The 23,329-nt window shown below is 67.2% G+C and carries 19 protein-coding genes; 14 read left to right on the top strand and 5 right to left on the bottom strand.

Annotated features, from left to right (window positions below; genetic code table 11):
- Window positions 1-71: 71 nt before the first annotated feature.
- The 7 genes from LZC95_44230 (at window position 72) to LZC95_44200 (ending at window position 9,057) form a co-directional block, all read left to right on the top strand.
- Window positions 72-539: a hypothetical protein gene (locus tag LZC95_44230; GenBank protein WXA93452.1), complete on the top strand. Its 468-nt coding sequence runs from the start codon at window positions 72-74 to the stop codon at window positions 537-539.
- Window positions 529-1,932 carry a serine/threonine protein kinase gene (locus tag LZC95_44225; protein ID WXA93451.1) on the top strand — a complete coding sequence of 468 codons (1,404 nt, stop codon included), beginning with the start codon at window positions 529-531 and terminating at the stop codon, window positions 1,930-1,932. The genes LZC95_44230 and LZC95_44225 overlap by 11 nt, the downstream gene beginning before the upstream one ends.
- Window positions 1,932-4,187, top strand: coding sequence for a primosomal protein N' (gene priA, locus LZC95_44220; GenBank protein ID WXA93450.1), 2,256 nt, complete (start codon window positions 1,932-1,934; stop codon window positions 4,185-4,187). The genes LZC95_44225 and priA overlap by 1 nt, the downstream gene beginning before the upstream one ends.
- The gene (locus LZC95_44215) at window positions 4,184-4,810 is read left to right on the top strand and encodes a GNAT family N-acetyltransferase (protein ID WXA93449.1); all 627 of its coding nucleotides are present in this window, start codon (window positions 4,184-4,186) and stop codon (window positions 4,808-4,810) included. The genes priA and LZC95_44215 overlap by 4 nt, the downstream gene beginning before the upstream one ends.
- 59 nt (window positions 4,811-4,869) lie before the next feature.
- Window positions 4,870-5,511 carry a ComF family protein gene (locus tag LZC95_44210; GenBank protein ID WXA93448.1) on the top strand — a complete coding sequence of 214 codons (642 nt, stop codon included), beginning with the start codon at window positions 4,870-4,872 and terminating at the stop codon, window positions 5,509-5,511.
- A 70-nt stretch (window positions 5,512-5,581) separates the two neighbouring features.
- Window positions 5,582-8,167, top strand: a complete 2,586-nt coding sequence (locus tag LZC95_44205; protein WXA93447.1) for a GYF domain-containing protein — start codon at window positions 5,582-5,584, stop codon at window positions 8,165-8,167.
- An 8-nt stretch (window positions 8,168-8,175) separates the two neighbouring features.
- Window positions 8,176-9,057 (top strand): hypothetical protein, encoded by an 882-nt coding sequence (locus tag LZC95_44200; GenBank protein ID WXA93446.1) that lies wholly within the window; start codon window positions 8,176-8,178, stop codon window positions 9,055-9,057.
- On the opposite strand, the gene LZC95_44195 is transcribed toward LZC95_44200, so the two are convergent.
- The gene (locus tag LZC95_44195; protein WXA93445.1) at window positions 9,047-9,979 is read right to left on the bottom strand and encodes a putative sulfate exporter family transporter; all 933 of its coding nucleotides are present in this window, start codon (window positions 9,977-9,979) and stop codon (window positions 9,047-9,049) included. The genes LZC95_44200 and LZC95_44195 overlap by 11 nt on opposite strands.
- Before the next feature lie 93 nt (window positions 9,980-10,072).
- Between LZC95_44195 and LZC95_44190 the strand changes: the two genes are divergently transcribed.
- The gene (locus LZC95_44190; GenBank protein ID WXA93444.1) at window positions 10,073-10,969 is read left to right on the top strand and encodes a LysR substrate-binding domain-containing protein; all 897 of its coding nucleotides are present in this window, start codon (window positions 10,073-10,075) and stop codon (window positions 10,967-10,969) included.
- Window positions 10,970-11,027: 58 nt separating this feature from the next.
- On the opposite strand, the gene LZC95_44185 is transcribed toward LZC95_44190, so the two are convergent.
- Window positions 11,028-12,476, bottom strand: a complete 1,449-nt coding sequence (locus LZC95_44185; protein WXA93443.1) for a thioredoxin family protein — start codon at window positions 12,474-12,476, stop codon at window positions 11,028-11,030.
- Window positions 12,477-12,709: 233 nt separating this feature from the next.
- Entirely contained in the window at window positions 12,710-13,489 is a 780-nt protein-coding gene (locus tag LZC95_44180) for a tetratricopeptide repeat protein (GenBank protein WXA93442.1), read from the bottom strand.
- Window positions 13,490-13,564: 75 nt separating this feature from the next.
- On the opposite strand from LZC95_44180, the gene LZC95_44175 reads away from it, so the two are divergent.
- The 4 genes from LZC95_44175 to LZC95_44160 all read left to right on the top strand — a co-directional run bounded on the left by LZC95_44175 (window position 13,565) and on the right by LZC95_44160 (window position 15,756).
- Window positions 13,565-13,870 (top strand): hypothetical protein, encoded by a 306-nt coding sequence (locus LZC95_44175; protein ID WXA93441.1) that lies wholly within the window; start codon window positions 13,565-13,567, stop codon window positions 13,868-13,870.
- Window positions 13,858-14,169, top strand: a complete 312-nt coding sequence (locus tag LZC95_44170) for a hypothetical protein (GenBank protein WXA93440.1) — start codon at window positions 13,858-13,860, stop codon at window positions 14,167-14,169. Before LZC95_44175 ends, LZC95_44170 begins: the two co-directional genes overlap by 13 nt.
- Before the next feature lie 155 nt (window positions 14,170-14,324).
- A complete protein-coding gene (locus tag LZC95_44165; protein ID WXA93439.1) occupies window positions 14,325-14,933 on the top strand; it encodes a hypothetical protein in 609 nt (202 codons plus the stop codon).
- A 1-nt stretch (window position 14,934) separates the two neighbouring features.
- The gene (locus LZC95_44160) at window positions 14,935-15,756 is read left to right on the top strand and encodes a hypothetical protein (protein WXA93438.1); all 822 of its coding nucleotides are present in this window, start codon (window positions 14,935-14,937) and stop codon (window positions 15,754-15,756) included.
- Between the two features lie 3 nt (window positions 15,757-15,759).
- Here LZC95_44160 and LZC95_44155 read toward each other — a convergent pair whose 3' ends face one another.
- Window positions 15,760-16,074, bottom strand: coding sequence for a hypothetical protein (locus tag LZC95_44155; protein WXA93437.1), 315 nt, complete (start codon window positions 16,072-16,074; stop codon window positions 15,760-15,762).
- Window positions 16,071-17,018, bottom strand: a complete 948-nt coding sequence (locus tag LZC95_44150; protein ID WXA93436.1) for a glycine--tRNA ligase subunit alpha — start codon at window positions 17,016-17,018, stop codon at window positions 16,071-16,073. Before LZC95_44150 ends, LZC95_44155 begins: the two co-directional genes overlap by 4 nt.
- A gap of 283 nt (window positions 17,019-17,301) precedes the next feature.
- Between LZC95_44150 and gltB the strand changes: the two genes are divergently transcribed.
- Window positions 17,302-21,816, top strand: coding sequence for a glutamate synthase large subunit (gltB, locus tag LZC95_44145; GenBank protein WXA93435.1), 4,515 nt, complete (start codon window positions 17,302-17,304; stop codon window positions 21,814-21,816).
- A complete protein-coding gene (locus LZC95_44140) occupies window positions 21,809-23,227 on the top strand; it encodes a glutamate synthase subunit beta (protein WXA93434.1) in 1,419 nt (472 codons plus the stop codon). The genes gltB and LZC95_44140 overlap by 8 nt, the downstream gene beginning before the upstream one ends.
- Window positions 23,228-23,329: the final 102 nt, after the last annotated feature.

Here is a 23,329-nt window from a genome sequence, read left to right as displayed (position 1 = left end):
GTGACTAGTCGAGACTGGCGCGCCCGGCTGGATGACGAGCATCGTCGGTCAGGTGTAAAGTGGCCGTCACAATGGCACGCTCTCGTTCGCGGCTGCATCGTGCGGTCATTTTCGGTGGCATCGCTTTCGCCGTCCCCCTTGCGGCCTGCAAATGGCTCTCGAAGGATGACGAGGCCGACGCCGGCCCCCCCGCAGCCTCCGGCGCCGTGCCGGCCGCGACCGTGACGCCGAGTGCCACGGCCACCCCGGCACCTGCCGCATCGCCCGTGGCACCGCTGACCAGCGGCAGTGCATCGGGCGGCAGCCGCCGCGTCGTGGTGAAGCTGCCTGACGGCGGAACGGCGATGATCGACGCGGCCGTGGGCGCCGATGGGGGCGTGGTGCTGCCGCCCGGCTTCCAGTGGCCTACGATTCCGGGCTTCGATGCTGCCGCGCTGAAGATTCCGCCGTTCGACGCGGCTAGCCTTCCGCCGTTCCCGAGCTCCTTGCCCAGTGCGTTTCCGAAGATCCCGGGGTTCGGTGGCGACGGTGGCAAGTAGCGAGCTCGCGCCACCCGAAGAGCGTCACCCGCACCCGGCCGCCCTGCGCCTGCCGCACGCGCTCGGGCGTTACACGCTCTTCGACTTCATCGGCCGCGGCGGGATGGCCCAGATCTACCTTGCGCGCAGCAACAGCGATCTCGGGGCCTCGCGCCTCTGCGTGCTCAAGCTGATTCTTCCCGAGTATGCCGGCCACCCGCAATTTGCCGAGATGCTCACCCACGAGGCGAAGCTCGCCGCCCAGCTCGGGCACGCGAACATCGTGCACGTCTTCGAACTGGGGCGGGTCGACGGGCGCCTGTTCATCGCCATGGAGTACGTCGAGGGCTTCGATCTGAATGCCCTGCTCCGTCGGTGCTCACGGCAGAAGGTGCCGCTGCCCATGGAGTTCGCGCTCTACATCGTCACGTGCGTGCTGCGCGGGCTGGACTACGCGCACCGCCGCACCGACGAATCGGGCCGCCCGCTGGGCATCGTGCACCGCGATGTCTCGCCGTCGAATTTGCTCATCTCGTTCGACGGCGAGGTGAAGGTCTGCGACTTCGGCATCGCCCACGCGAACGACGTGGTGGCGCCGCTGGCGAGCGATGCACCGCTCGTGGACGAGGCCATCAAGGGCAAGGCCGGCTACATGAGCCCGGAGCATGCGCGCGGGGCCATTCTCGATGCGCGGGCCGACGTATTTGCGACAGGCATCGTGCTCTGGGAGCTTTTGGCCGGGCGAAGGCTCTATCGCCTGCCGGGGCAAACGGCGACGCGCGGTGCGCTGCTCGAGTTGGCGCGCAACGCGGAGATCCCGGCGTTGCCCAAGCGCTCGCTCCCGCGCGAGGACGATCTGCATGGCATCGTGATGCGGGCGCTCGCGGTGGACAAGAGCAACCGCTACCCCTCGGCGGGGGCCATGCTGCGGGATCTGGAGGCGTACGCCATCGAGACGGGGCGGATGCCCAACCCGATCAAGCTGGGCGTGTGGCTCTCGACGCACTTCGGCAACGAGGTCATCGCGCACCGCCGCATGCGCGAGCGCGCTGCTGCCGCGGTGAACAAGAGCCTCGAGGTTCGCGAAGCGCGCGACTCGGTCACCCCCGTTCCGCGCTCGCCATCGGGGCCGCCGGTATCGACATTTCCCGTGAAGTCCGCCTCGGCGCCGCCGCCGCCCGTGGCGGAGGTGCCGGCGCTGGATCCGCTGCCGAACGACAAGGCGCTGATCGCGCTTCCCTTGGTCCAGATCGAGCCGGCGGTGGAGGCTCCCGTGGAGGTGCCCGCGGTTCCGGAGCCGGCTCCAAAAAAGGACAGCTCGCGGCGTGCTCGCGTGTTGCTGCTCGTCCTCCTGCTCATCGTCGCGGCCCTCGGCGCCGCCGTGTGGCGCGGGGGTTTTCTCGAGTCCATCTGATGTTGCTCGCCCACGTCGCGCTCCCCGTGCCGATGGCACACACCTTCAGCTACGAGATCCCGGCGCGGCTTGCCGGGCGCACGCGGCAGGGGGCGCGCGTGCTCTGCTCCTTCGGATCGCGGCGCTTGGTCGGCGTGGTGGTGACGGCCGGGGAAGGGGAGCCGCCGCCGAAGGTGAAAGCTCTCCTCGACGTCCTCGACGACGAGCCGGCGCTCACCGACGAGCTGCTCGCCTTCCTGCGCGATCTCTCCGCGTACTACCTTGCGCCCATCGGCGAAGTGATGCGCCTCGCCCTGCCGCCGATCGAGCGCGCCGTCGCCCGCGCGCTGGAGGACTCACTGTTCGAGACCAAGAAGGGCATCTCCGCCCGCCGCGTGCAAACCGTGGCGCCCACCGAGAAGCTTGAGGAATCGGCCCTGGGCGGCCAAGCCGGCGCGATTTTGGCGCACGTGCGCGCCGTGGGCGAGACGTCCCTGGTGGACCTCGAGGGTCGCTGGAAGAGTGCGCGCGCGGCGGTGAAAAAGCTCACGCAGCTCGGCCTGGTGACGACCGGTTCGCGCGAGGTGCAGGCCGACTCGTTCTTCGCCGCGCCCGCACCGCGGGATAGCCCGCCCGAGCTCACGCCGCCGCAGGCGATCGCCGTCGAGGCCATCGCCACGGCGCTCGCCGCCCCCAGCAGCGGCGGGACGTTCGCGCTCCACGGTGTGACCGGCTCGGGCAAAACGGAGGTGTACCTCCGGGCCATCGTGGCCGCGCGCCAGCAGAAAAAGGGCTCCATCGTGCTCGTCCCGGAGATTGCGCTGACCCCGCAGCTCGTCTCGCGCTTTCGCGCGCGCTTCGGCGACGACGTAGCGGTGCTGCACTCGGGACTCCTGCCGCGCGAGCGCCTCGTCATGTGGAAGCGACTGCGCGCGGGAGAGCTCGACGTGGCCATCGGCGCGCGCAGCGCCCTCTTCGCGCCGGTGCGCAATCTGGGCCTCATCGTGGTGGACGAAGAGCACGACCCCTCGTTCAAACAGGAGGAGGGCATTCGCTACCACGCGCGCGACATGGCCATCTTGCGCGCGCACCGCGCCGCCGGCGTGTGCATCCTGGGAAGCGCCACGCCATCGCTCGAGACCGAGCATTTGAGCCGCAGCGGCAAAGCGACGAAGCTCGTGCTGCCCGACCGCGCGCGCGCCCAGCCCATGCCCGCCGTCGAAATCGTGGACCTGCGGCGCATGGGCCCTGGCCCCACGGGCGACAAGCGCATCAGCCTCCCACTGCATCGCGCCTTGGAGAAAACCTTGGCCGCGCGCGAGCAGGCGATCCTCTTCTTGAACCGCCGCGGCTTTTCCCCGGCGGTGCGGTGCGAGGCGTGCGGCGAGCTTTGCTCGTGCCCCTCGTGCTCGGTGGCGCTCACCTTTCACAAGCGGCATGGCGAGCGCCTTCGCTGCCATTATTGCGACTTCGAGACGCTCCTCCCGGACAACTGCGTCAAGTGCAAGAGCCCCGCGCTCGCCCTCGAGGGACTCGGCACGGAGAAGCTCGAGGAGACGCTGGCCACCGCCTTCCCCGAGGCCAAGGTGGCGCGCTTGGATCGCGACGTGGCGAGCGGCCGCACGGTGGATGCGGTGCTCGGGCGCATGCGCGCGCGCGAGATCGACATCCTCGTGGGCACGCAGATGGTGACCAAAGGCCACGACTTGCCGCACGTGACCCTGGTGGGCGTCATCAACGCGGATGCGGCGTTGTCGCTGCCGGACTTTCGCGCGGCGGAGCGCGCGTTCCATCTGCTGGTGCAAGTGGCCGGCCGTGCGGGACGTGGCGACGTTCCCGGGCGCGTGCTCATTCAGACGTACACGCCGGAACACCCGGCCATCGTCCATGCACTCCGCCACGACGTGAACGCGTTCCTCGAGCGCGAGCTCGTCGACCGGCGCGAGCTCGGCTACCCGCCGTTTTCGCGGGTCGGGCTGATCCGCGTCGATCACCCCGACGAGGCCACGGCCCGCGAGGCCTGCGCCATGCTGGCCAACGTCGCCCGCGAGGCGGCGGAAGCGGCATCGCGCGAAGGCCCGGGCCGGGTGGCCATCTTGGGGCCCGCGCCTGCGCCGCTGGCGCGCTTGCGGCAGCGTTTTCGCTTTCGCGTGATGCTTCGCTCCAGCGATCGAGCGATGCTTCGACGAACCTTGTTGGCCGTGGAGCGTGCGCGCGGGCAAGTCGAGCGCACCGTTCGCACGGCCATCGACATCGACCCGGTGCAGCTTCTATGACAACGAAGAATCCCACGATGCGCCCCATCGAACGCGCACCTTCGCCGCCGCTCGCCACCGTTCTTCGCACGCCGCGCCTGATCTTGCGGCCCGGGCGCGAGTCCGACGTTCCCGCGCTCCTACGCGCCTCCCGCCGCAACGCCGATCACTTGCGTCCCTGGAGCCCGGCGCCGCCGCCCGGCGAAGTGCGCGCCTCGCTCACCACCGCCTCCAAAGAAGTCGCGCGCGACCGCATCCTCTGGAAGCGCGGTACGCACTGTGCGTTCTACATTTTCCTCGCGGACGAAGAGGCGCCGAAAATCATCGGCCGCATCGTCTTGAGCAACATCGTGCGCCGCGTCTTTCAGAACGCGTACCTCGGTTATTGGATCGACCGCGACCTGCAAGGTCAGGGCTACATGAGCGAGGCCGTCGATGCGGTCGTCGATTTTGCCTTCGGCCCGATGGCACTGCACCGCGTGCAGGCCGCCGTCATGCCGCGCAACCCAGGGAGCATGCGCGTGCTCGAAAAATGCGGCTTCCGACGGGAAGGTTATGCCGTGCGCTACCTGAAAATCGCCAACCATTGGGAAGACCACGTCATTTTCGCCATTACCCGCGAAGAACGCGACGAACGCGACTAACGCGACCAGAGGGCGAATCGTCGCAATCTCCTTCGGCGTCGGACCGATGGAAGGACGTCATGTTCCTTCTCGATGCCGCCGGCGCCTTGGTCGCCCCCGAACGATGCGCCGCCTGCGACGAACGCGTGCCCTTTCGCACCGTGTTTTGCACGGCGTGCGCGGCCACGGCGTCCGCAAATCGGGATGGGCCGGGTGCATCGCATCCCCTCGCCACGTTGCATGCTCCCTTTCTCTATGGCGGGGCGATTGCCACGGCGGTCACGCGATTCAAATACGAAGGCCGCAGTGAATTGGCGCGGCCACTCGCCCATTTGCTTTTGCGTGCTTGGCCGCAGCTAAAGCCTCTCGCCATCGATACCGTGGTGCCTGTTCCTCTCCATGCCACGCGTCTGGTCGAGCGTGGGTTCAATCAGGCCGCGCTATTGGGACGGCTGCTCGCGCGTCGACTCGGCGCGGCATTCGAAGCACGGGCTTTGACGCGGATCAAAGCCACCGAGGCACAGGCGACACTCTCCCGAGAGGGCCGTCAGCGCAATGTGCGCGGCGCATTCGAAGCGCGTCAGGTGGATTTGCTCGCGAATCGCCGCGTCTTGCTCGTGGACGATGTGGCCACCACCGGCTCGACTCTTGCCGAGGCAGCAATTGCCGTCCATGCGGCCAAAGCACATATCGTACATGCGGTCGTACTGGCCCGCGCATAGTGCGTAGACAATCTCACGTTGGGGCACGGCTCGCGCTATGATTGAATGAAGTGCGTTCCGGAGAAGTCGTGTGAGTGGTGAGAACGAGTGGCGTTGGGCCGATCCGCGCGGGCAACAACGCCCCGTGCAAGCCGACGAACTTCGGGCCGCCCTCGCCGCGGGATCCATCGCACCCAATGCTCCAGTGTGGAGGCGCGGGTGGAAACAGTGGATACCCGCCCACGATGTCCCTGAATTGCAGACAAGTGCGCAGATGGGCGGCTTGGCGGCTGGCGCCGCCCAGCTGCACGTCGCGGGGCGCTCGCTGATCGAGGAACCGCCGCCGCCACCGCGCTACATTCCCCTCGTTTCAAAGCCACCCGTCGCCAAAGCGAACACCATGGGAACGAACACTCCTGCCCCTCATCCTGCGCGCCCCAGGGCGACGCCGGCCCCGGCCAAGAAAACGATCGTGGGCATCGCACCCACGACAGCGCGCACGTCGAGTCCGAGCGCGCCGCCGTCCTCGGGCTCCGCGCATTTGAAGCGCGCCGTTCCGAGCGCGCCCAAATCCTCGCCGGGCACGAGCAAAGTACCAACGCCTGCGCGCCCGGAGCCGATGGTCATCGAGCCGGAGGCGAACACGTCGGTCAACCTCACCGCCGTGACGGAGGGGCAGGCCACCGAGACACTCGCCCGCGCCGACGCCGTCCCGCCGCCGCGCGATGGCGTGCGCACCGTGGTCGGGGTGCCCGTGATTCAGGATCCACGCGGTGCCAAGGGGAAGCCCGGCGACAAAGCAAAGGCCGTGGGATCGGGCGCGCTCAAGCCCAAGAGGCAGACCTTGATCCAATTCGGCGGGGCGCCCTCGTCGTCGGAGGCCGACGACGCCGCGAGCCCACCGGGGCGGCCCGAGCGCACGAGCCAGCCCATCGTGGTGCCCGCGCCCGGGGCGCAGGCCGGCAAGAACGCCGTGACGCGTCCGCCGCCGTGGGGCGAAGGCGCCGTGGAGATTGGGCCGGCCATTCCGAAGAGCCCACCGGTTCCGCGTCTGCACCGCGATGAAAGCGTCGAGGAGTTGAGCGGCTCGATGCTCGTGGAGCAAACCGAGGAAGGCCCGATGGTGCGCCGTCTCTCGCCATCGAACCCGCCGCCCGCGGTGCGTTCGAGCGCGCCTGCGCTAGCAGGGCGGGTGAGCAGTGCGCCGCCGCCCGAGGTGCGTGGCCAATCGGGCGCCACGGCTCCCATGCCCGCGTACCTTCAATCGAGCGCCCCGCCCCGCGACATGCCCGCGGCCGGTGGATACGGCGGCAGCATCAGCCTGGAGACGATCCCGAGCGATGCTCCGTCTCCGCTGATGAAGCGCGTGTTCGCGCGGTGGCCGTACCTCGAGCGCGTGCAGCAAGGCAAGCCGCGGTTTTTCTTCCCGGTGATCTTCGGCCTCGGGCTCTTGGTCGTGGTCATCGGCGGTGTGGCCCTCGTCAAAGCGGTGACCGCGCCGAGCTCGCGCACGGCCGCCAACGAGCGTGCGAATCCGGCGGCCCGCGTGGCGATGACCACGGCGGGAGCGTCCGCATCGGCCGCGGCGCCCGAGAAAAAGCCCGAGGTCATCGAGGTTCCGCCGCCTGCCGCGGCCGCAGCACCTCCGTGCAGCATCGTGGGGCAGCCCAAGTCGATTGCGCCGCAGGTCGTCGTGCAAAGCGGTGTCGAGGTCGCGGCGACGGGCCAGGGCCTCGCCCTCGGCTTTGCCAGCGCGCCCAAAGAAGCCGTCACCTTGCTTCTCGATCCGGCGACGCTCGCCACGTCGGCCGAGCACACCACCAAGGCCGCCGACGTCGTTCGCCGCGTCACCCCTGTTCCACCTGCGCATGCCGGTGGCAAAGACGGCTCGCCCGCGGCCGCCATTTCGCTCGATCGAAAAGGCGACGCCATCGAAGGACGGCGCACGTCGTCGGGGCCTGCGCCCGTCGATTTCGGCGTCGCCAATGGCCATCTCGTTTGGGCGGCGCGCGGCGAGAGCAAGAGCAGCGCGCTTTGGGCCCTCGCTGGCGACGGCCCCGTCGAAGCACTGCGCGCCGTCCCCCTCGATGGCGCCGAACGCGGCTACGCGATCACGTTCCGCCGCGGCACCTCGATCTGGACCGGCGTCGTGGCCGCCGGCGACAAGAGCCTCGTCACCAAGGGCGAGCTCACCGAGATCAAAGGCCTCGGCCCGCAGGTGGGCTCGCCCTCCATCGCGGCGAGCGGAGACACCGTGCTCGTGCTCTGGGCCGATCGCGCGAATGCCGACGAGCCGTGGTCCCTTCGCTACCAGCGTTGGCAGGCCACGGGAACGTCGGCGTCCGATCGCGCCGCGGAGGCTGCCAAGACGTTCAATGTGCCCGCCGGCGGATTGGGTGCACCGTTCATGTCCCCCGGCGTGACCTCGCTCGGTCAAGGTCGCTTCCTCGTCGTGTGGACCGAGGGACCCGTTTCGAGCCATCAAGTGCGCGCGCAAACCCTGGATGCCGATGGCGCGCTGCAGGGCTCCGCCTTTACCGTGTCGAGCGAAGGCGCGAACGCGGGGCAGGGGCAGGCTACCGTGCTGCCGGATGGTCGCGGCGCGGTCGCATATCTGGTAGCGGGTGGGAAAGGGTTCGAGCTGATGGCGACGTCCGTATCGTGCCCCCGCCCCTAAAGAGAACCATGCCTGGCCACATCCCCCGATCTCGCATTCCCTTCAAGGTACTCGTTTCGTTCGCGTCGCTCGCTTGCGCTTGCAACCTTCTCGGGGGGCCATCGAAGGTGAAGGCGGGCGAGCTCTTCGAAACCGGCGAAACGCGGTACGACGCGTACTTCAAAGAGGTGCACGAACTTCAGGTCGCCGCCGTGGGTTGGCCCGATGAGCGCAAGACCGCGTGCCGCGCCCTTGTCGACACGCTCAAGCTGAGCCCCGATGCGGCCGACGTCTCCATCGTGCAGGCCACGCACGAGCGCGTGAACCAGGTGGCGCGTGACGTGGGGCCCATCAAGCTGGAGGTCACCAGCGACGACGCGCATTTGACCGCGGGCAACGCCGAGAGCGTGGACGACGCCACGCGCGAGCTCTTTCGCTCGATCGAGATGTGCGCCCACGCGGTGTCGCAGCGCGCGAAGAACCTGCGCGTGGTGCCGCCCAAGGTCGACGAGCTGCACAAGTCCGGGCGCGAGCTCGAGCCGCATGTGCGCGAAGACTTCGGCCGTCGCGGCGGTCGCATCGGCTCCGACGTGCAGGCCGAGCTCACCGCGTCCTACTCGGTGCTCGACGGCATCTCGCGCGAGGCCCGCAACGGCGCCCGCGGCGCGGAGGACTTCGTCGCCGATCTGCAGCGCGCCATCATGAGCGACGGCCCGACGCCGGATCGCGACGACAACAAGGCCGTCGCCAAGCGCGGCAAATCCGATAGTGGCAAGGACACAAAGGGCGACGTGAAGCCCGAATCGAAGCCGACGGCGAAGGCCGAGCCCAAGCCGCCGCCGAAGCCTCGCCCCCCCGCGGACAAGCCCAAGCCCAAGCCCCCGCCGCCAAGCGAAGTGTTCAACCCCTAGCGACGAACACCAGAGACGCTCCGGCGACGACGATCCAGAGCAGCACGCCTTGCGCGAGGGCGCGCACGCCGACGGCGCGCAAGGCGGAGCGGCTGATGGCCGTGCCGACGAGGAAGAGCATCGCGCTCATCGCGTGCCGCGCGGCCAGGCTCACCGGAGCGCCGAGGCCCGAGAGGCCCGGAACGAAGGTCACCAGCGCCGATGCCGCGAGAAATGCGGCGATGAACCATGGCTTGGGCGCTGCTGCCGTTTTGCCGCCGGCTCCCCCGGCGGCGCTACAGTGTGCAATCAGCAAGGTCACGGGCACGATCCACAAGGCCCGCGTCAGCTTGACCGTGGTTGCCACCTCGAGCGCGCGCGCGCCGTAGGCCATCGAGGCACCCACGACGGAGCTGGTGTCGTGGATGGCCAGCGCCGACCAGAGCCCGAAGTTCTCCTGAGAAAGCCCCACCGCGTGTCCAATCGCGGGAAAGAGAACCAGCGCGGTCGCGTTGAGCAGAAACACCGTGCCAAGGGCCACGGTGACCTCGTCCTCTTTTGCGCGCAGTGCCGGAGCCACCGCAGCAATCGCGCTTCCGCCGCAGATGGCCGTGCCCACCGCAATGAGCAGCCCCGGACGCGACTGCACGCGCAGCAGCCGAGCCAGCGCCATGCCGAGCAAAAGCGCACCCGCGATGCTCGCCGCCGTGTAGCCGATGCCCTGCGCGCCCACCCGCGCAACCACGCGAAGGTCCATACCTGCGCCAAGTCCGACGATGGCTGCCACGAGCAGCGCATGCGCGAGCTTTCGCGTGATGCGTAGGTACGGATTGCCCCAGGCGAGCCCGATGGCTGCGCCGCCCAAAAGAGAAAGACCCGGTGAAGCCCAAGGCGAAAGGGCCAACACGAATCCCAATGGAAGAAGAAAATAGGAAGGACTCATATCACCCTGCGGATCTGAGCACCGAGCCATCCGTGGGACCAATCGTTTGACCCAATGTGCCATCCGTTTCGCTGATAGCTTCGTGCGTCGAAAATGGTCGCGATCGATCCCACGCTGCTACCCACCTTCCTCGCTGTCCGTGATGCAGGACGCATTTCTGCTGCAGCGAAGATCGTCCACCTTTCGCAGCCCGCGGTGACCGCGCAGATCCGCAAACTCGAGGAAGCGCTCGGTGTGGCGCTCTTCGTCCGATCGGCGCGCGGTGTCGCTCCGACCCGCGCGGGGGAACGCCTCGCGGCGTACGCGCGCTCGGTGCAGCGCACCTTGGACGAAGCCGCCGCGGCGGTGCGCGCGGGCGAGGAGCCGCTCGGGGCGCTGTCGCTCACCGCGAGCACCACCATTGCTGCGCACGTCTTGCCGCCGGTGCTGGCCAAGTTCCGCGCGGCGCATCCGGCCATTCCCCTTCGCCTCGAGGTGGCCAACACCGAGGAGGTTCTCGCCGCCGTCAAAAGCGGTCGCGTTCCTCTCGGCCTGGTCGAGGGCCACTCCCGCGCGGCGGGTGTTCACCTCGAGCCCTACGTCGACGACGCCTTGGTTCCGGTCATCGGACGCACCGCCCCGTTCCGCATCCGCAAAGTGCGCGATCTCGCCGGGGTCCCCATTTTGTGGCGCGAGCCCGGCTCCGGCACGCGCGCCATCCTCGAGCGCGCCTTGCGCACCGCCGGCATTCGCAAAAAGCCGCTGGCCATCGATCTCGAGCTCGCGAGCACCGAGGCCATCCTCGGTGCGGCCGTCGCGGGGCTGGGCATCGCCTTCGTCTCGCGCTGGTCGATCCAGCCGCACCTGGTGGCGGGCGGCGTTCACCTCGTTCCCGGTCTCGACTTTTCCGTGCGCCGCACCTTCTCCTGGGCCATCCCCGCCGGCGGCCTCCAAGGCACCGAATCGCGCTTCTACACCTTCGCCAACGGCAACCCGCCGGTCATCTCTTAAAGCCGAAGGGCCCTCTCCCGGCAGGGAAAAGGCCCTTCGACAACGCGGTTCGCGTGACTCAGTCGACGCCCTTGAGGGCGGCGGCCATCTTGTCGGGGGTCACGAACTCGTTGAAGCGCGCTTTCTCTTCGCCGCGGCTGTTCAGGATCACCACGGTGGGCAGGCCGACGACGCCGTACTTCTTCTGCAGACGCTTCACCGTGGGATCTTCGTCGTCGGTGGCGTCGACCTTGATGCCGACGAACTTCGCCGCGGCGCCGCGCACCCGCGGATCGGGCCAGGTTTGCTCATCGAGCTCGTTGCAGGCCTTGCACCAGCTCGCGCCGAAGTCCACCAGCACCGGTTTGTTCGCCGCGAGGGCCTGGGCGCGCGCCGATTCCTCGGCGGCGTTGCCTTGCCACGCGATGGGCGGGGCCGAGGCAAGGTCCTTGTTCTGTGCGATCGCCTCGCGGGCGGCGGCCTCGCGTTCCAGGTTGTTCGCGAACAACTGGCCCCAGCTGAGGAACATGAAGGCACCCACCACCGCGGGGATGATCGAGGCAAGCTTCATCGGCTTCGACAAGTGCGCGATGGGTGACTTACGCCGCTCGGCGGCGATGTGGATGCTCCCGAGGACCAGGCCGATGAGGAGAAGAATGCCGCCCACGGTGCCGTAGATCGTGCCCGGGTCGATCAAGGAGCGCACGCTCGGGAAGGAGTCGCGCATGTACGCGAAGGCCATGTAGGCCAGCACCACGCCACTGCCCCACTTGATGCCGAGCATCCACGCGCCGGCCTTCGGCAGGTTCACGGCGAAGGTACCTGCCAAGAAGAAGAGCATCCCCAGGCCGAGTGCGAAGGAGAACATCGAAACGCCACCGACGAAGATGCTCTTCGTGTTGGCGATGCTCACGAGCATGCCCGTCACGAAGGGTCCCGTGCACGGTGCGGCGATGAGGCCCATCACCAAACCGAGAACGAACGCGCCCTTGAAGCCGACGCCGCCCACCGTCGAAAGCTTGTTCGTCAAGCTCGCCGGTAGCGCAATCTCGAACGCGCCAAACATGGAGGCGGCCAGAGCGAGAAACAGAATCGCCATGGCCGAAACCACCCACGGATTGGCCAGCGCCGCACCCATCAGCGTGCCCGTGAAGGCGGCGACGATGCCGAGCGGTACGAACAAGGTGGCGATGCCCAGCACGAACGTGCCCGACAAGAGAGCGCCGCGCGTGCGCGATTGGGCTTCGGTCGCGCCGAAGATCGATACGGTGATGGGCACCATCGGAAAGACGCACGGGGTGAGGCTGCTCACCAGCCCGACGCCAAACGACATCACGACCGCGATGGCCGGGTTTTCCTGCGCCAGCCTTCCGTAGGCTTCCTTATCGTGTGAAAGCTCGGAGAACAGGCTCCAGAGCGAACGACCAAATGCAGCAATGAGCAGCGCCGAGACGGCGACGGCGCCCAAGGTGATCCAGAGGCGCTTGTTGTTCGCGCGCGGCGCGGTCGTGAGCGTGGCTTGGTTCATGGTGCGGTTCCCTTGATTCCCATACTTCTGCAACGCGCGCACCCGCATGGAGGTTTCGCTCCGCCGGGAGGGCCGGCGGGGCCGAGGTTAGGATAACTTGCGGAAATCATTCACTTACAGATGCGAAGGCGGGCGTAAAAAATCTGGGGACCCCGGGATCCGCTGAGTCGAGGATGGCCGGATCATCGGTCCCCCCCACAGTCCCCCACGCCCTTCGCATGGCGCGAGACACCTTAGTTCGCGCTCATCTTCCCAATGGTTGCGCGCGCCATGCGGATCTCCGGCTCGAGCGCGATGCTCCGGGCCACCCCGCCCGACTCGGTCCGCTTCACGAACGCCTCCAAGTAGCGGCGGGCGGTGACCCATTCGCCGGCGGCGTAGGCAAGATGCCCCAAAACGAAGCGGCCGTAGCCTTGCCCGCACGGCGCACGGGCGAGCTCGAGCATGGTGTCCGACACGTCGGAGACGTGCTCGCCGTTGGCGATGCGGGCCAGCGCGAGGTGAGCTCGGTAGAGAGGCTTCTCCCGCGTGCCCCAGCGCGTGGCCCGCGTGAGCGACGCGATGGCCTCATCGTAACGTTGCGCCAGGAAAAGAATGCTCCCCAACGTCCACAGATGAAACGGCCGGCGCGATGCTGGACCGCGTCGGGTGGCCGCCCGCAGATGAAGGATGGCCTTCTCGAGATCGCCCAAGGCAAGCGCGGCCCGTGCCGCGTCTTGGTAGAGGACGTCCGTTAGGACATTGAGCTCGATGGCTTGGAGCGCAATCTCGTGGGCCTTACGGAAGCGCCGCGTCTCGAACTGCGAAAGATAAAGCTGCCGAAGCAGCATCGCGTGGGTGGTGCGATCGAGAGGCGCGGTCGTCGCCAGGCCGCGCCGCGCATAGCGGGCGCGTCCAGCCGGCGTGCGCGCGGTCATCGCCCGGCGAAGGAAATCTTCGGGGGTGATGGCACCGTCGGCGGCAGAATTGGAACCCGCCGGCCCACCCGGCGGGGGCACGCTGTCTTGGGACACGATCTATTTGTAGCATTCAAGCTTTCTTTCGGCCAAAAGACGTCGGAACGTTCGTGCGGAAAGGAACAGCTTACGATGCGCATACCGTCCACTCTGCTCGCCATCGCGCTTGCTGCCGGGCCGGCTCCCCTGGTTCTCGGCTGCTCGCATGAAGCCACGGAGGCCGAGTGTCAGCTCATCGTCGACCGCAACGTCGAATTGCAGATGAAGGCCATGAACAACCCCGATCCGGCGGCGATCCAGAAGAAGCAGGAAGAAGTCCGCCAGGAAATGAAGGATGATTTGCGCACCAGCTGCCTCGGCCGGAAAGTGACGGACGCCATGATGAAGTGCGTCCGCAATGCCAAGACGACGGACGAGATCAGCCAGTGCCTGCGCTGATAGGCCGCTTTGCCCTGGGCCTATCCGCCCTGCTCGTGTCCACATCCCTCCTCGCGTGCAAGAAAAAGGTCGATGCCGACCAGTGCACGCAGCTCATCGATCGGTACGCGACCCTGGTGGTGCGCGAGCGGTTTCCCGATGCCTCCGCCGAGCAAGTCCAGGCCGAGCAAACGCGTGAACGGGACGAAGCGCGCGGTGACGAAAATTTCCGCAGCTGCGTCTCCGAGGTGACCGAGATGGAGTTCAAATGTGCGATGAGCGCCCAGACCACCGGCGCCCTGGAGAAGTGCCTCGAGTAGCTTCGGCCAGGTTCGGGGGAATTTTCTTCCCGGCGCTGCGTATCGTGGCCTGACGTGCCTGCCGCCGTGACGGAAAACCCATCGTTCGCACAAGCAAGGAGGGCAGGCACCCGCCGCACTTGCTTGAGTGAAGCGGACGGGGCTATGGAGGCGTGATGGTTGGAAAGCTTTCTTTCGTGGGATTGTTCGTGGCCGCTTTGAGCACCGTTTCCTGCGGTAGCGACAGCGATGGGGCCCAGACGGGGCTCGATGGCGTGTGGGATATCACCAGCTACAACACGGGAGGCCCGGCGGAGATGGTCATCTCGGGCGGTACCTTGACGGGCTACGTTGCGAACGGCCGGGAAGGGAAGCCCAACTTCCATGGCCTGGCCGACTGCACGGCCACGAAAGATCGCACCGAGTTCGCCATCACGGCCGCGGGCAATTCGGTGACCGCCACGCGCACGGTGATCATCCAGACGACCGGCGCCTCGTGCGAGGACTATTACCGCGACTACAAAAGGACGGTCACCTTCAGCGGCGTGCGCACGCGCACTGCGCCGTCGAGCAGCACGGAGTTGAACGGCGACTGGTCCATCACCGGCGAGGGCGATGCTTGGGATGCCACCGTGAACGGCTACGCGGTGACGGCCAAGTCGAAGCCGGGCCCGAAGCGGCCCGACGCCAAGGACGAAGACACGCTGAACATCGCGGTTGCCGGCGGCGTCATCACCGTGTCCTCCACGGAGGATAATCTGGCGTTCGCGGCCAAGAAACGATGACGTGAAGGCTCTCCTCGCAGCCGCCTTCGTGCTCGCGGCGGGGGCCTTGGCATTTTTTCTCCTGCGCGCGCGCCCCGTGGAGAACGGCATCGTTCTCTGCGGCGCGCATGCCCCGCGGCCCGCGTCGTCGCAACTGGACGCGTCGCTCTTTGCGGGCGTGGCGCTGTCGCTCACCGACGAGGAGCGCCGCGCGCTGGAGAACGTGCTCGCCGACGCGAACACGCGCTGGGAGGCGCGCGCGAATCCGCTGCTCGATGATTTGGGCGACGGAGAACCCGACGATGCATTCGAGGCATGGCTGGAGCATGCGCCCACGCCGGTGGCCGTGGCCTATGCCGCGTCGAGTCCGCGCTTCTGTGCAACGGACGGCTTTTGCGCCGAGGCGGTCATGCCGGGCGCGCCGTGCTCGCCCGGCTTTGCGCCCGCCACGGGAAAGGACCTGGAGCGCGCGCGCTTTTTGGCGTGGCCTTTCGCGCACGCGGCGTGGCTTCACGCTTCGTCCGAGGCCGACGCGAAACGCATGGCCGACGCGCTCCGTTCGCGAGAGCACTCGCCCGCCGCGCACATCGGGCTCGTGCTGCAAGCGGGCGACGAGCCGCGCACCCACGAGCCTCCGTTTGCCGAACTGCGGGAGCGCTTCCTTCGTCACGAGGCGCTCGAGCGGCTCGCGAAGGGCGCTTCGTTGGAATCGGTGAAGAAGGATGCACCCGTCGAGCGCACCTTCCCGCTCCACCTCGCGCCCAGTGACGTCCTGGTTCTTCCGGGCCTCGATGCGTTGACGCACCGGGATGCCTTCGAGGCGGAGCTTCGTCCGTATCGTTGAGTGTTACTTGGTATGGGCTGCGCGGCCGCTCCACTGCTGGCGGCCGTTCTTGCGAAGGGGCTCCGGATCCACCCCCCACACGATGTCGCCGCCCAGCTTGCAGACCTGATCTTTTAAAGTGCGGATGCATTCCGCTTCCGCCACGGTCTCGTCGCAGCTGGCATTGACAGGTCCGATGTTCGCGCTGGGCTTCGTGGGGGCGTCGCGGAACAGCTCCACCGCGCACCCCTCCTCCCGCGCCGGGTACTGCGCGCCGCCTTCCTGCCGCGCGCCCCCGCATGCGACGAGGGCCAGGGCCAGCACGGCGACGGTTTTCATGTCACAGCCTCCGTGCGCAACGTCGCATCGGCATCCAGCTTCGTCGCGGGGGTCTCGCCGGTCTTGAGCAGCGGAAAGCCCATGGCCTGGCGCTGGGCGAGGTACGATTCGGCGACGGCCTTGGCAATACCGCGCACGCGGCCAATGTACCGGGCGCGCTCCGTCACACCAATGGCACCGCGGGCATCGAGCACATTGAATTGGTGCGCGGCTTTGCAAACGAAGTCATAGGCCGGCAATACGAGGCGCTTGAGCGGATCCTCGGAGAGACCGATCAATCGTTTCACCTCGGATTCGGCGTGATCGAAAAAGGCAAAGTGCGCTTTCGTATCGGCCTGCTCGAAATTGTAGGTGCTCCATTCCCATTCAGCGCGTTTCGCCATTTCGCCGTACGTAATGCCGGGCGCCCAGGCGACGTCATAAATGTTGTCGCAATCTTGCAGGTACATGGAGATGCGTTCGAGCCCATACGTCAGCTCGCCGGAGACCGGCCGGCAATCGATGCCGCCAATCTGCTGGAAATAGGTAAATTGGCTGATTTCCTGGCCATCGAACCAAACCTGCCAACCGAGTCCCCAGGCGCCGAGGGTGGGCGACTCCCAATCGTCCTCGACGAATCGCAAATCATGTTCCTCGGGGTGGGTGCCGAGCGCACGGAGTGAGGCGAGGTATTGATCCTGAATGTCGATGGGCGACGGTTTCAGAATGACTTGGAATTGGTGAAACTGCTGCAATCGATTGGGATTGTCGCCATATCGGCCGTCCGCCGGGCGCCGCGAGGGCTCGACGAAGGCGACATTCCAAGGTTCGGGGCCAAGCGCGCGAAGGAACGTCGCCGGATTGAACGTGCCGGCACCGACTTCGGAGTTGTACGGCTGCACGAGGACGCAGCCTCGTTTGGTCCAAAAATCTTGCAGGCCTAGGATGAGTTCCTGAAAATACACGCGATTTCCTCCCGTCCCCCCTCCCGGGGGGGAACGCAGCATAGTGCCGCCGAAAGGTCGGGGGCGAGCCGTTCGGCGGGTCGGTGTTCGCTTTGTTGGTGCAAAGCGAAAGGCTCTGCGTCTCGGGGTCGCTGGTCGGCATTTGCGCAGTGCGTTGATGTCCTACCTTTGACGTTCAGGCAGACCGACTTTTCGGCTGAGTTAACATCGACGCGACGCAACGATCACGAAGCTGAAACAGGTGGCGCGATGCGTTACATCGGAGTACGCTAAAAAAAGAGCTATGTGCGGTCTAGGGTTCGTCGTGGAGCTTGAGCGCGGCCCGCAACACGGGGTCGTAGAGGATGGGATCGAAATCGTCCGACGTCTCGCCCACCGTGGCGCGACGGGAGCCGATCCTAAAACCGGCGATGGAGCAGGCATGCTCCTGCAATTGCCTCACGCATTCTTTCGTGCGAGATGCACGTTCGAATTGCCGCGTGCGGGCAAGTACGCCGTCGCGATGCTTTTCCTCTCGCGCGACGACGCTCGTCGTGCGCGGCAGGAAGAGCGCCTCGTCCATGCGGTGAAGCATTATGGACTGAAGGTACTCGGCTGGCGCGACGTCCCCACGGACGATGCGGTGCTCGGGCCCCTCGGCCAATCATGCAAGCCGATCATCCGACAATTGTTCGTCGGGCGTGAGGCCAAGGCGGCGGAGATCATCAAGTCGTCGCACCAGCTGCCCGCCGAGAACGACGATGCGCCGCTCGCGATGAGCGACTTCGAGCGCATGCTCTTCTTGGTGCGCAAACGCGCGGGACGCGCCAACAGCGCCGCGGGCGAGGGAGACGACTTCTACGTCTGTAGCTTCTCCTCGACCACCATCGTCTACAAAGGCTTGATGCTGCCGGAGTCCATCGGGGCGTTCTATCCCGACTTGGCGGACCCGCTCACGCAGAGCCAACTCGCCATCGTGCACTCGCGTTTCAGCACGAACACGCTGCCGACGTGGGATCGCGCGCACCCCTTCCGGCGCCTCTGCCACAATGGCGAGATCAACACGCTGCGCGGCAATCGCGCGTGGATGGGGGCTCGCGAGCAAGTGCTCCAGGCGCACCTCTTCGGAGATGCCATCAGCGACATCAAGGCCATCATCCGCCCCGAGGGCAGCGACTCGGCCTCGATGGACAATGTCGTCGACTTCTTGCTCGCAGGCGGGCGGTCCATTCCGCACGTCATGATGATGCTCGTTCCCGAGGCATGGTCGACGCAGGCGCACATGTCCGAGGAGCTGCGCGCCTTCTACGAGTACCACGCGTCGCTCGTCGAGCCGTGGGACGGGCCGGCGGCGCTCTTGTTCACCGACGGGCGCTATGTGGGCGCCACGCTGGATCGCAACGGGCTCCGCCCGCTGAAGTACATCGTGCAGACGGGCGGGCGCGTGCTCGCGGCCAGTGAGTTCGGCGTGCTGGACGTGCCGGACGACCAGATCTTGCACAAGGGACGCGTCATGCCGGGCAAGATGCTCTTGCTCGACTGTGGCAGCGAATACGAGCCGGGCCGCATCGTGGAAGATGCGGAGGTCAAACACGCCGTGGCCACGCGGCAGCCGTACGCGACGTGGGTCGCGGACAACAAGATCGATCTCGCGCGCCTGCCGGACGTGCCGCAGATCTACACGCTCAAGCGCGAGGACCGCGAGCGGCTGCTGCGCACCTTCGGCTATACGCGTGAAGATCTGCAGATCGTGCTCGCGCCGATGGCGACGCGCGGCGAAGAGCCGGTGGGCAGCATGGGCAACGATGCGCCGCTCGCGGTGCTGGTCGAAAAGCCCGTGTCGCTGTTCCGGTACTTCAAGCAGCAGTTCGCGCAGGTGACCAATCCGCCGATCGACCCGATCCGCGAGGAGCTGGTCATGTCGCTCGTCACCTGTGTCGGTGGCGAGGGCAAGTTGCTCGACGAGACGCCCGAACAGTGTCGTTTGCTGGAGTTGCCGCATCCGATTCTGACGAGCCGAGAGCTGGCGAAGCTGAAGACGAATCCGTACCCGTTCTTCCGCACGCAAGTGCTCTCGATGACGTTCCCGGCCAATCCGGGCACGAAGTTGAGCTCCGAGGAACGCCTTCGCGTGGCCATCGAATCGCTCCAAGACGCGGCAGAGCGCGCGGTCGACGCGGGCTTCAGCGTGCTCATTCTGAGCGATCGCGATGTCGATGCCGAACGAGCACCCATTCCGAGCTTGATTGCCACCTCGGCGGTGCACCATCGCCTGTTGCGCGCTGGAAAGCGCACGAAGGTGGGCATCGTGGTGGAGTCGGGCGAGTGCCGCGAGGTGGCGGATCTCGCGCTGCTCGTGGGCTACGGCGCCGGTGCGGTGAACCCGTACTTGGCGATGGAAGTCGTCGCCGACTCGAGCGAGGACGCCGCGGCGGCCACGAAGGCGTACGTCACGGCCCTCAAGAAGGGGCTTCTCAAGGTGCTCTCCAAGATGGGGATCAGCACCTTGTCGAGCTACCACGGGGCGCAGATCTTCGAGGCGCTCGGGCTCTCGCAGAAGCTGGTCGACACGTACTTCCCCGGGACGGAGACGTCCATCGGCGGCATCGGGCTCGACATCGTTGCCGACGACGCGCTGGCCTTGCATGCGCAGGGCTTCGCCGCGCCGGAGGATCAGGAGCTCGAGGTCGGCGGCACCTACGCATGGCGCGCCGGTGGCGTTCCGCATCTTTGGAACCCGGAGACGGTGGCCAGCCTGCAGAAGGCGGTGCGGCTGAACGACGACCGCTCCTACGCGGACTACTCGAAGCGCATCAACGACCAGGCCACGGGGCCCTGCACCTTGCGTGCGCTCTGGGACATCTCCATTCCGGCGGGCAACACGCCGGTGTCCATCGACGAGGTGGAGCCCGCGCAGACCATCGTGCGTCGCTTCGCCACGGGCGCCATGTCCTTCGGCAGCATCAGCAAGGAGGCGCACGAGAACCTCGCCATTGCGATGAACCGCATCGGCGGCAAGAGCAACAGCGGCGAGGGCGGTGAAGACTCCGTCCGCTACGTGCCCGACGAGCGTGGCGACCTTCGCAAGAGCGCCATCAAGCAGGTGGCCTCGGCGCGCTTCGGCGCCAGTGCGCATTACCTCGTGTCGGCCGAGGAGATGCAGATCAAGATCGCGCAGGGCGCCAAGCCCGGCGAAGGCGGGCAGCTCCCCGGTCACAAGGTGGACGAGACGATTGCGCGCGTACGGCACGCCACGCCGGGCGTCACGCTCATCTCGCCGCCGCCGCACCACGATATTTACTCCATCGAGGACTTGGCCGAGCTCATCTTCGATTTGAAGAACGTGAACTCGCGGGCTCGCGTCAGCGTGAAGCTCGTGGCCGAGTCGGGCGTGGGAACCGTGGCCGCGGGCGTGGCCAAGGCCAAGGCGGATCTCATTCTGATCAGCGGGCACGATGGCGGCACGGGTGCTTCGCCGCTCTCCTCGATTCAGCATGCGGGCATCGCTTGGGAGATCGGCATCGCCGAGACGCAGCGCGTGCTCGTGGAGAACAACCTGCGCTCGCGCGTGCGTCTGCAGGTCGACGGGCAGCTCAAGACGGGCCGGGACGTGGCGATTGCCGCGCTCCTCGGTGCGGAAGAATTCGGTTTTGCCACCGCGCCGCTGGTCGCATCGGGCTGCATCATGATGCGCAAGTGCCACCTGAATACCTGTCCGGTGGGCATTGCCACGCAGGATCCGGTGCTGCGCGCGCGCTTCAAGGGCGAGCCGGAGCACGTCATCAACTACTTCTTCTTCGTGGCCGAGGAGCTGCGCGGCATCATGGCGAGCCTCGGGTTCCGCACCATCGACGAGATGGTGGGTCGCGTGGATTGCCTGGCGATGCGCCCCGACGAGCGGCTGCCCCGCAAGGCGCGCGGGCTCGATTGCTCGCGCCTCTTGTCGCTGCCCACCGGCGATAGTCCGCTGCGGTGTACGGAGCCGCAGATCCACGAGATCGACAACGTGCTCGATCGGAAGATCATCGAGCTGGGGGCGGCGAGCCTCGAGCGTGGTGAAAAGACGGAGTTCGAGCTGCCCGTGCGCAATTCGGATCGCGCGCTCGGGGCGATGGTCTCGGGCGAGATTGCGCGGAAGTACGGAGAGAACGGCCTGCCGCACGACACGCTCACGGTGCACGTCAAAGGCACCGCCGGTCAGAGCTTCGGCGCCTTCGCGGCGCGCGGGCTCTCACTGGTGCTCGAGGGCGATGCCAACGACTACGTCGGCAAAGGCCTTTCGGGCGGCACCTTGGTCGTACGGCCTCCGGCGAGTGCACGCTTCGTCGCGGACCGCAGCGTCATCGTGGGCAACACGGTGCTCTACGGCGCCATCGACGGGCGCGTCTTCTTCGCGGGCCGCGCCGGCGAGCGCTTCGCCGTGCGAAACAGCGGCTGCACCGCGGTGGTGGAGGGCGTGGGCGACCACGGCTGCGAGTACATGACCGGCGGTCGCGTGGTCGTGCTGGGAACGACGGGGCGAAACTTCGCCGCCGGCATGAGCGGCGGTATCGCCTACGTGCTGGACGAGGATGGACACTTCGGCGAGCGCATCAACGGTGCGATGGTCGAGGTGGAGCGTCCTCTCTCGGCGGAGGATCTCGAGGAAGTGCACGCGCTGGTGCAGGAGCACGCGGCACGGACGAACAGCCGAAAGGCGGCGGCGGTTCTCGCGGGGTGGGCGGCGTCGAGCGCGCAGTTCGTGAAGGTGATTCCGACGGAATACAAGCGGGCATTGGAACGGGAGAAAGCGCGGCTTCGCGAGGTGAGTCATGGGTGACCCGACGGGATTTCTCAAGCTGGGTCGAGGTCGTTCGAAAGAGCGTCCCGTCGAAGAGCGCGTGGGCGACTACCGCGAATTCGTTCTGCCGTTGGCGGAGGGCGAGGTAAAGCAGGAGGCCGCGCGCTGCATGGACTGCGGCGTGCCCTTCTGCCATGGCAGCTGTCCGCTGGGGAACCTGATCCCCGAGTGGAACGACATGATGTTCCGCGGGCAGATCGACCGTGCGATGTCGCGCCTGGCTGAGACGAACAACTTTCCCGAGGTGACCGGCCGCATCTGTCCGGCGCCGTGCGAAGGATCGTGCGTCCTCGCGCTCGATGGCGATGCGGTGCGCATCAAGGCCATCGAGAAGACCATCGCCGACGAGACCTTCGAGCGCAGCTTGATCCCGCGCCCGGCGGCGCAGCGCACGGGCAAGCGCGTGGCGGTGATCGGCTCCGGGCCGGCGGGCATGGCGGCCGCGCAGCAGCTCGCGCGCTCGGGCCACGACGTGACCTTGTACGAGCGCGATGACCGCATCGGCGGGCTTTTGCGCTACGGCATCCCCGACTTCAAGCTGGAGAAAGACGGGATCGATCGCCGCGTCGCGCAGATGGAGGCCGAAGGCGTTCGCATGGTGACGAGTGCGGACATCGGTGGCGCCATTTCGATCCACGACGTGCGCAGCGAGCACGATGCGGTGGTGCTCGCGTGCGGTGCACAGGTGCCGCGCGATCTTCCGGTGCCTGGCCGAGAGCTTCGCGGGATTCACTTCGCGATGGACCTGCAGAATCGCCGGGTGGCCGGCGACGAGGTCGACGGGCTCGTGGCCACGGGCAAGAACGTGGTGGTCATCGGCGGCGGCGACACGGGTTCGGACTGCGTGGGCACGTCGCACCGGCAGCGGGCGGCGAATGTTCTGCAGCTCGAGATTCTGCCCCGGCCGCCCGAGGCCCGCCCGCGGGAGAATCCGTGGCCGGCGTGGCCGCTGGTGCTGCGCACGTCGTCCTCGCATCAAGAGGGCGGCAGCCGCGATTGGTCCGTGCTCACGCGGCGCTTCATCGGCGACGCGGAGGGCAACGTGGTGGCGCTCGAGGCGGTGCGCGCGGAGATCCTACCGGATCGCACAGTGCGCGAGCTCCCCGGCACCGAGTTCACCGTTCCTTGTGAATTGGCCTTGCTGGCCATGGGCTTCACCGGGCCCGTGCGCACCTTGCCGTCCGCCCTCGGGCTCACCCTCGATGCGCGCGGCAACGTGGCGACGGACGCGGAAGGCCGCACCAACGTCGACGGCGTCTTCGCCTGCGGTGACATGAGCCGCGGACAGTCGCTCGTCGTATGGGCGATTGCCGATGGCCGCCGCGTCGCGCGCGGGGTCGATCGGTACCTGGCTGCCGTTGCGTCGCAACCGCAGCGGGTCGCCGGCTGAGCAGCACCCGAAGCGCCGGTTGCAGTGCAACGTTGCACGTTGCGGCTTGCAACCGGGGCGCGACGGCGGATCGGGCGGATACCCGCGTAATTTCGCGGATTT

Source organism: Sorangiineae bacterium MSr12523, from assembly GCA_037157775.1.
GTDB lineage: Bacteria > Myxococcota_A > Polyangia > Polyangiales > Polyangiaceae > Pendulispora > Pendulispora brunnea.
Note: the sequence above shows the minus strand (reverse complement) of the source record. Positions and strands in the feature narration are given on the sequence as shown.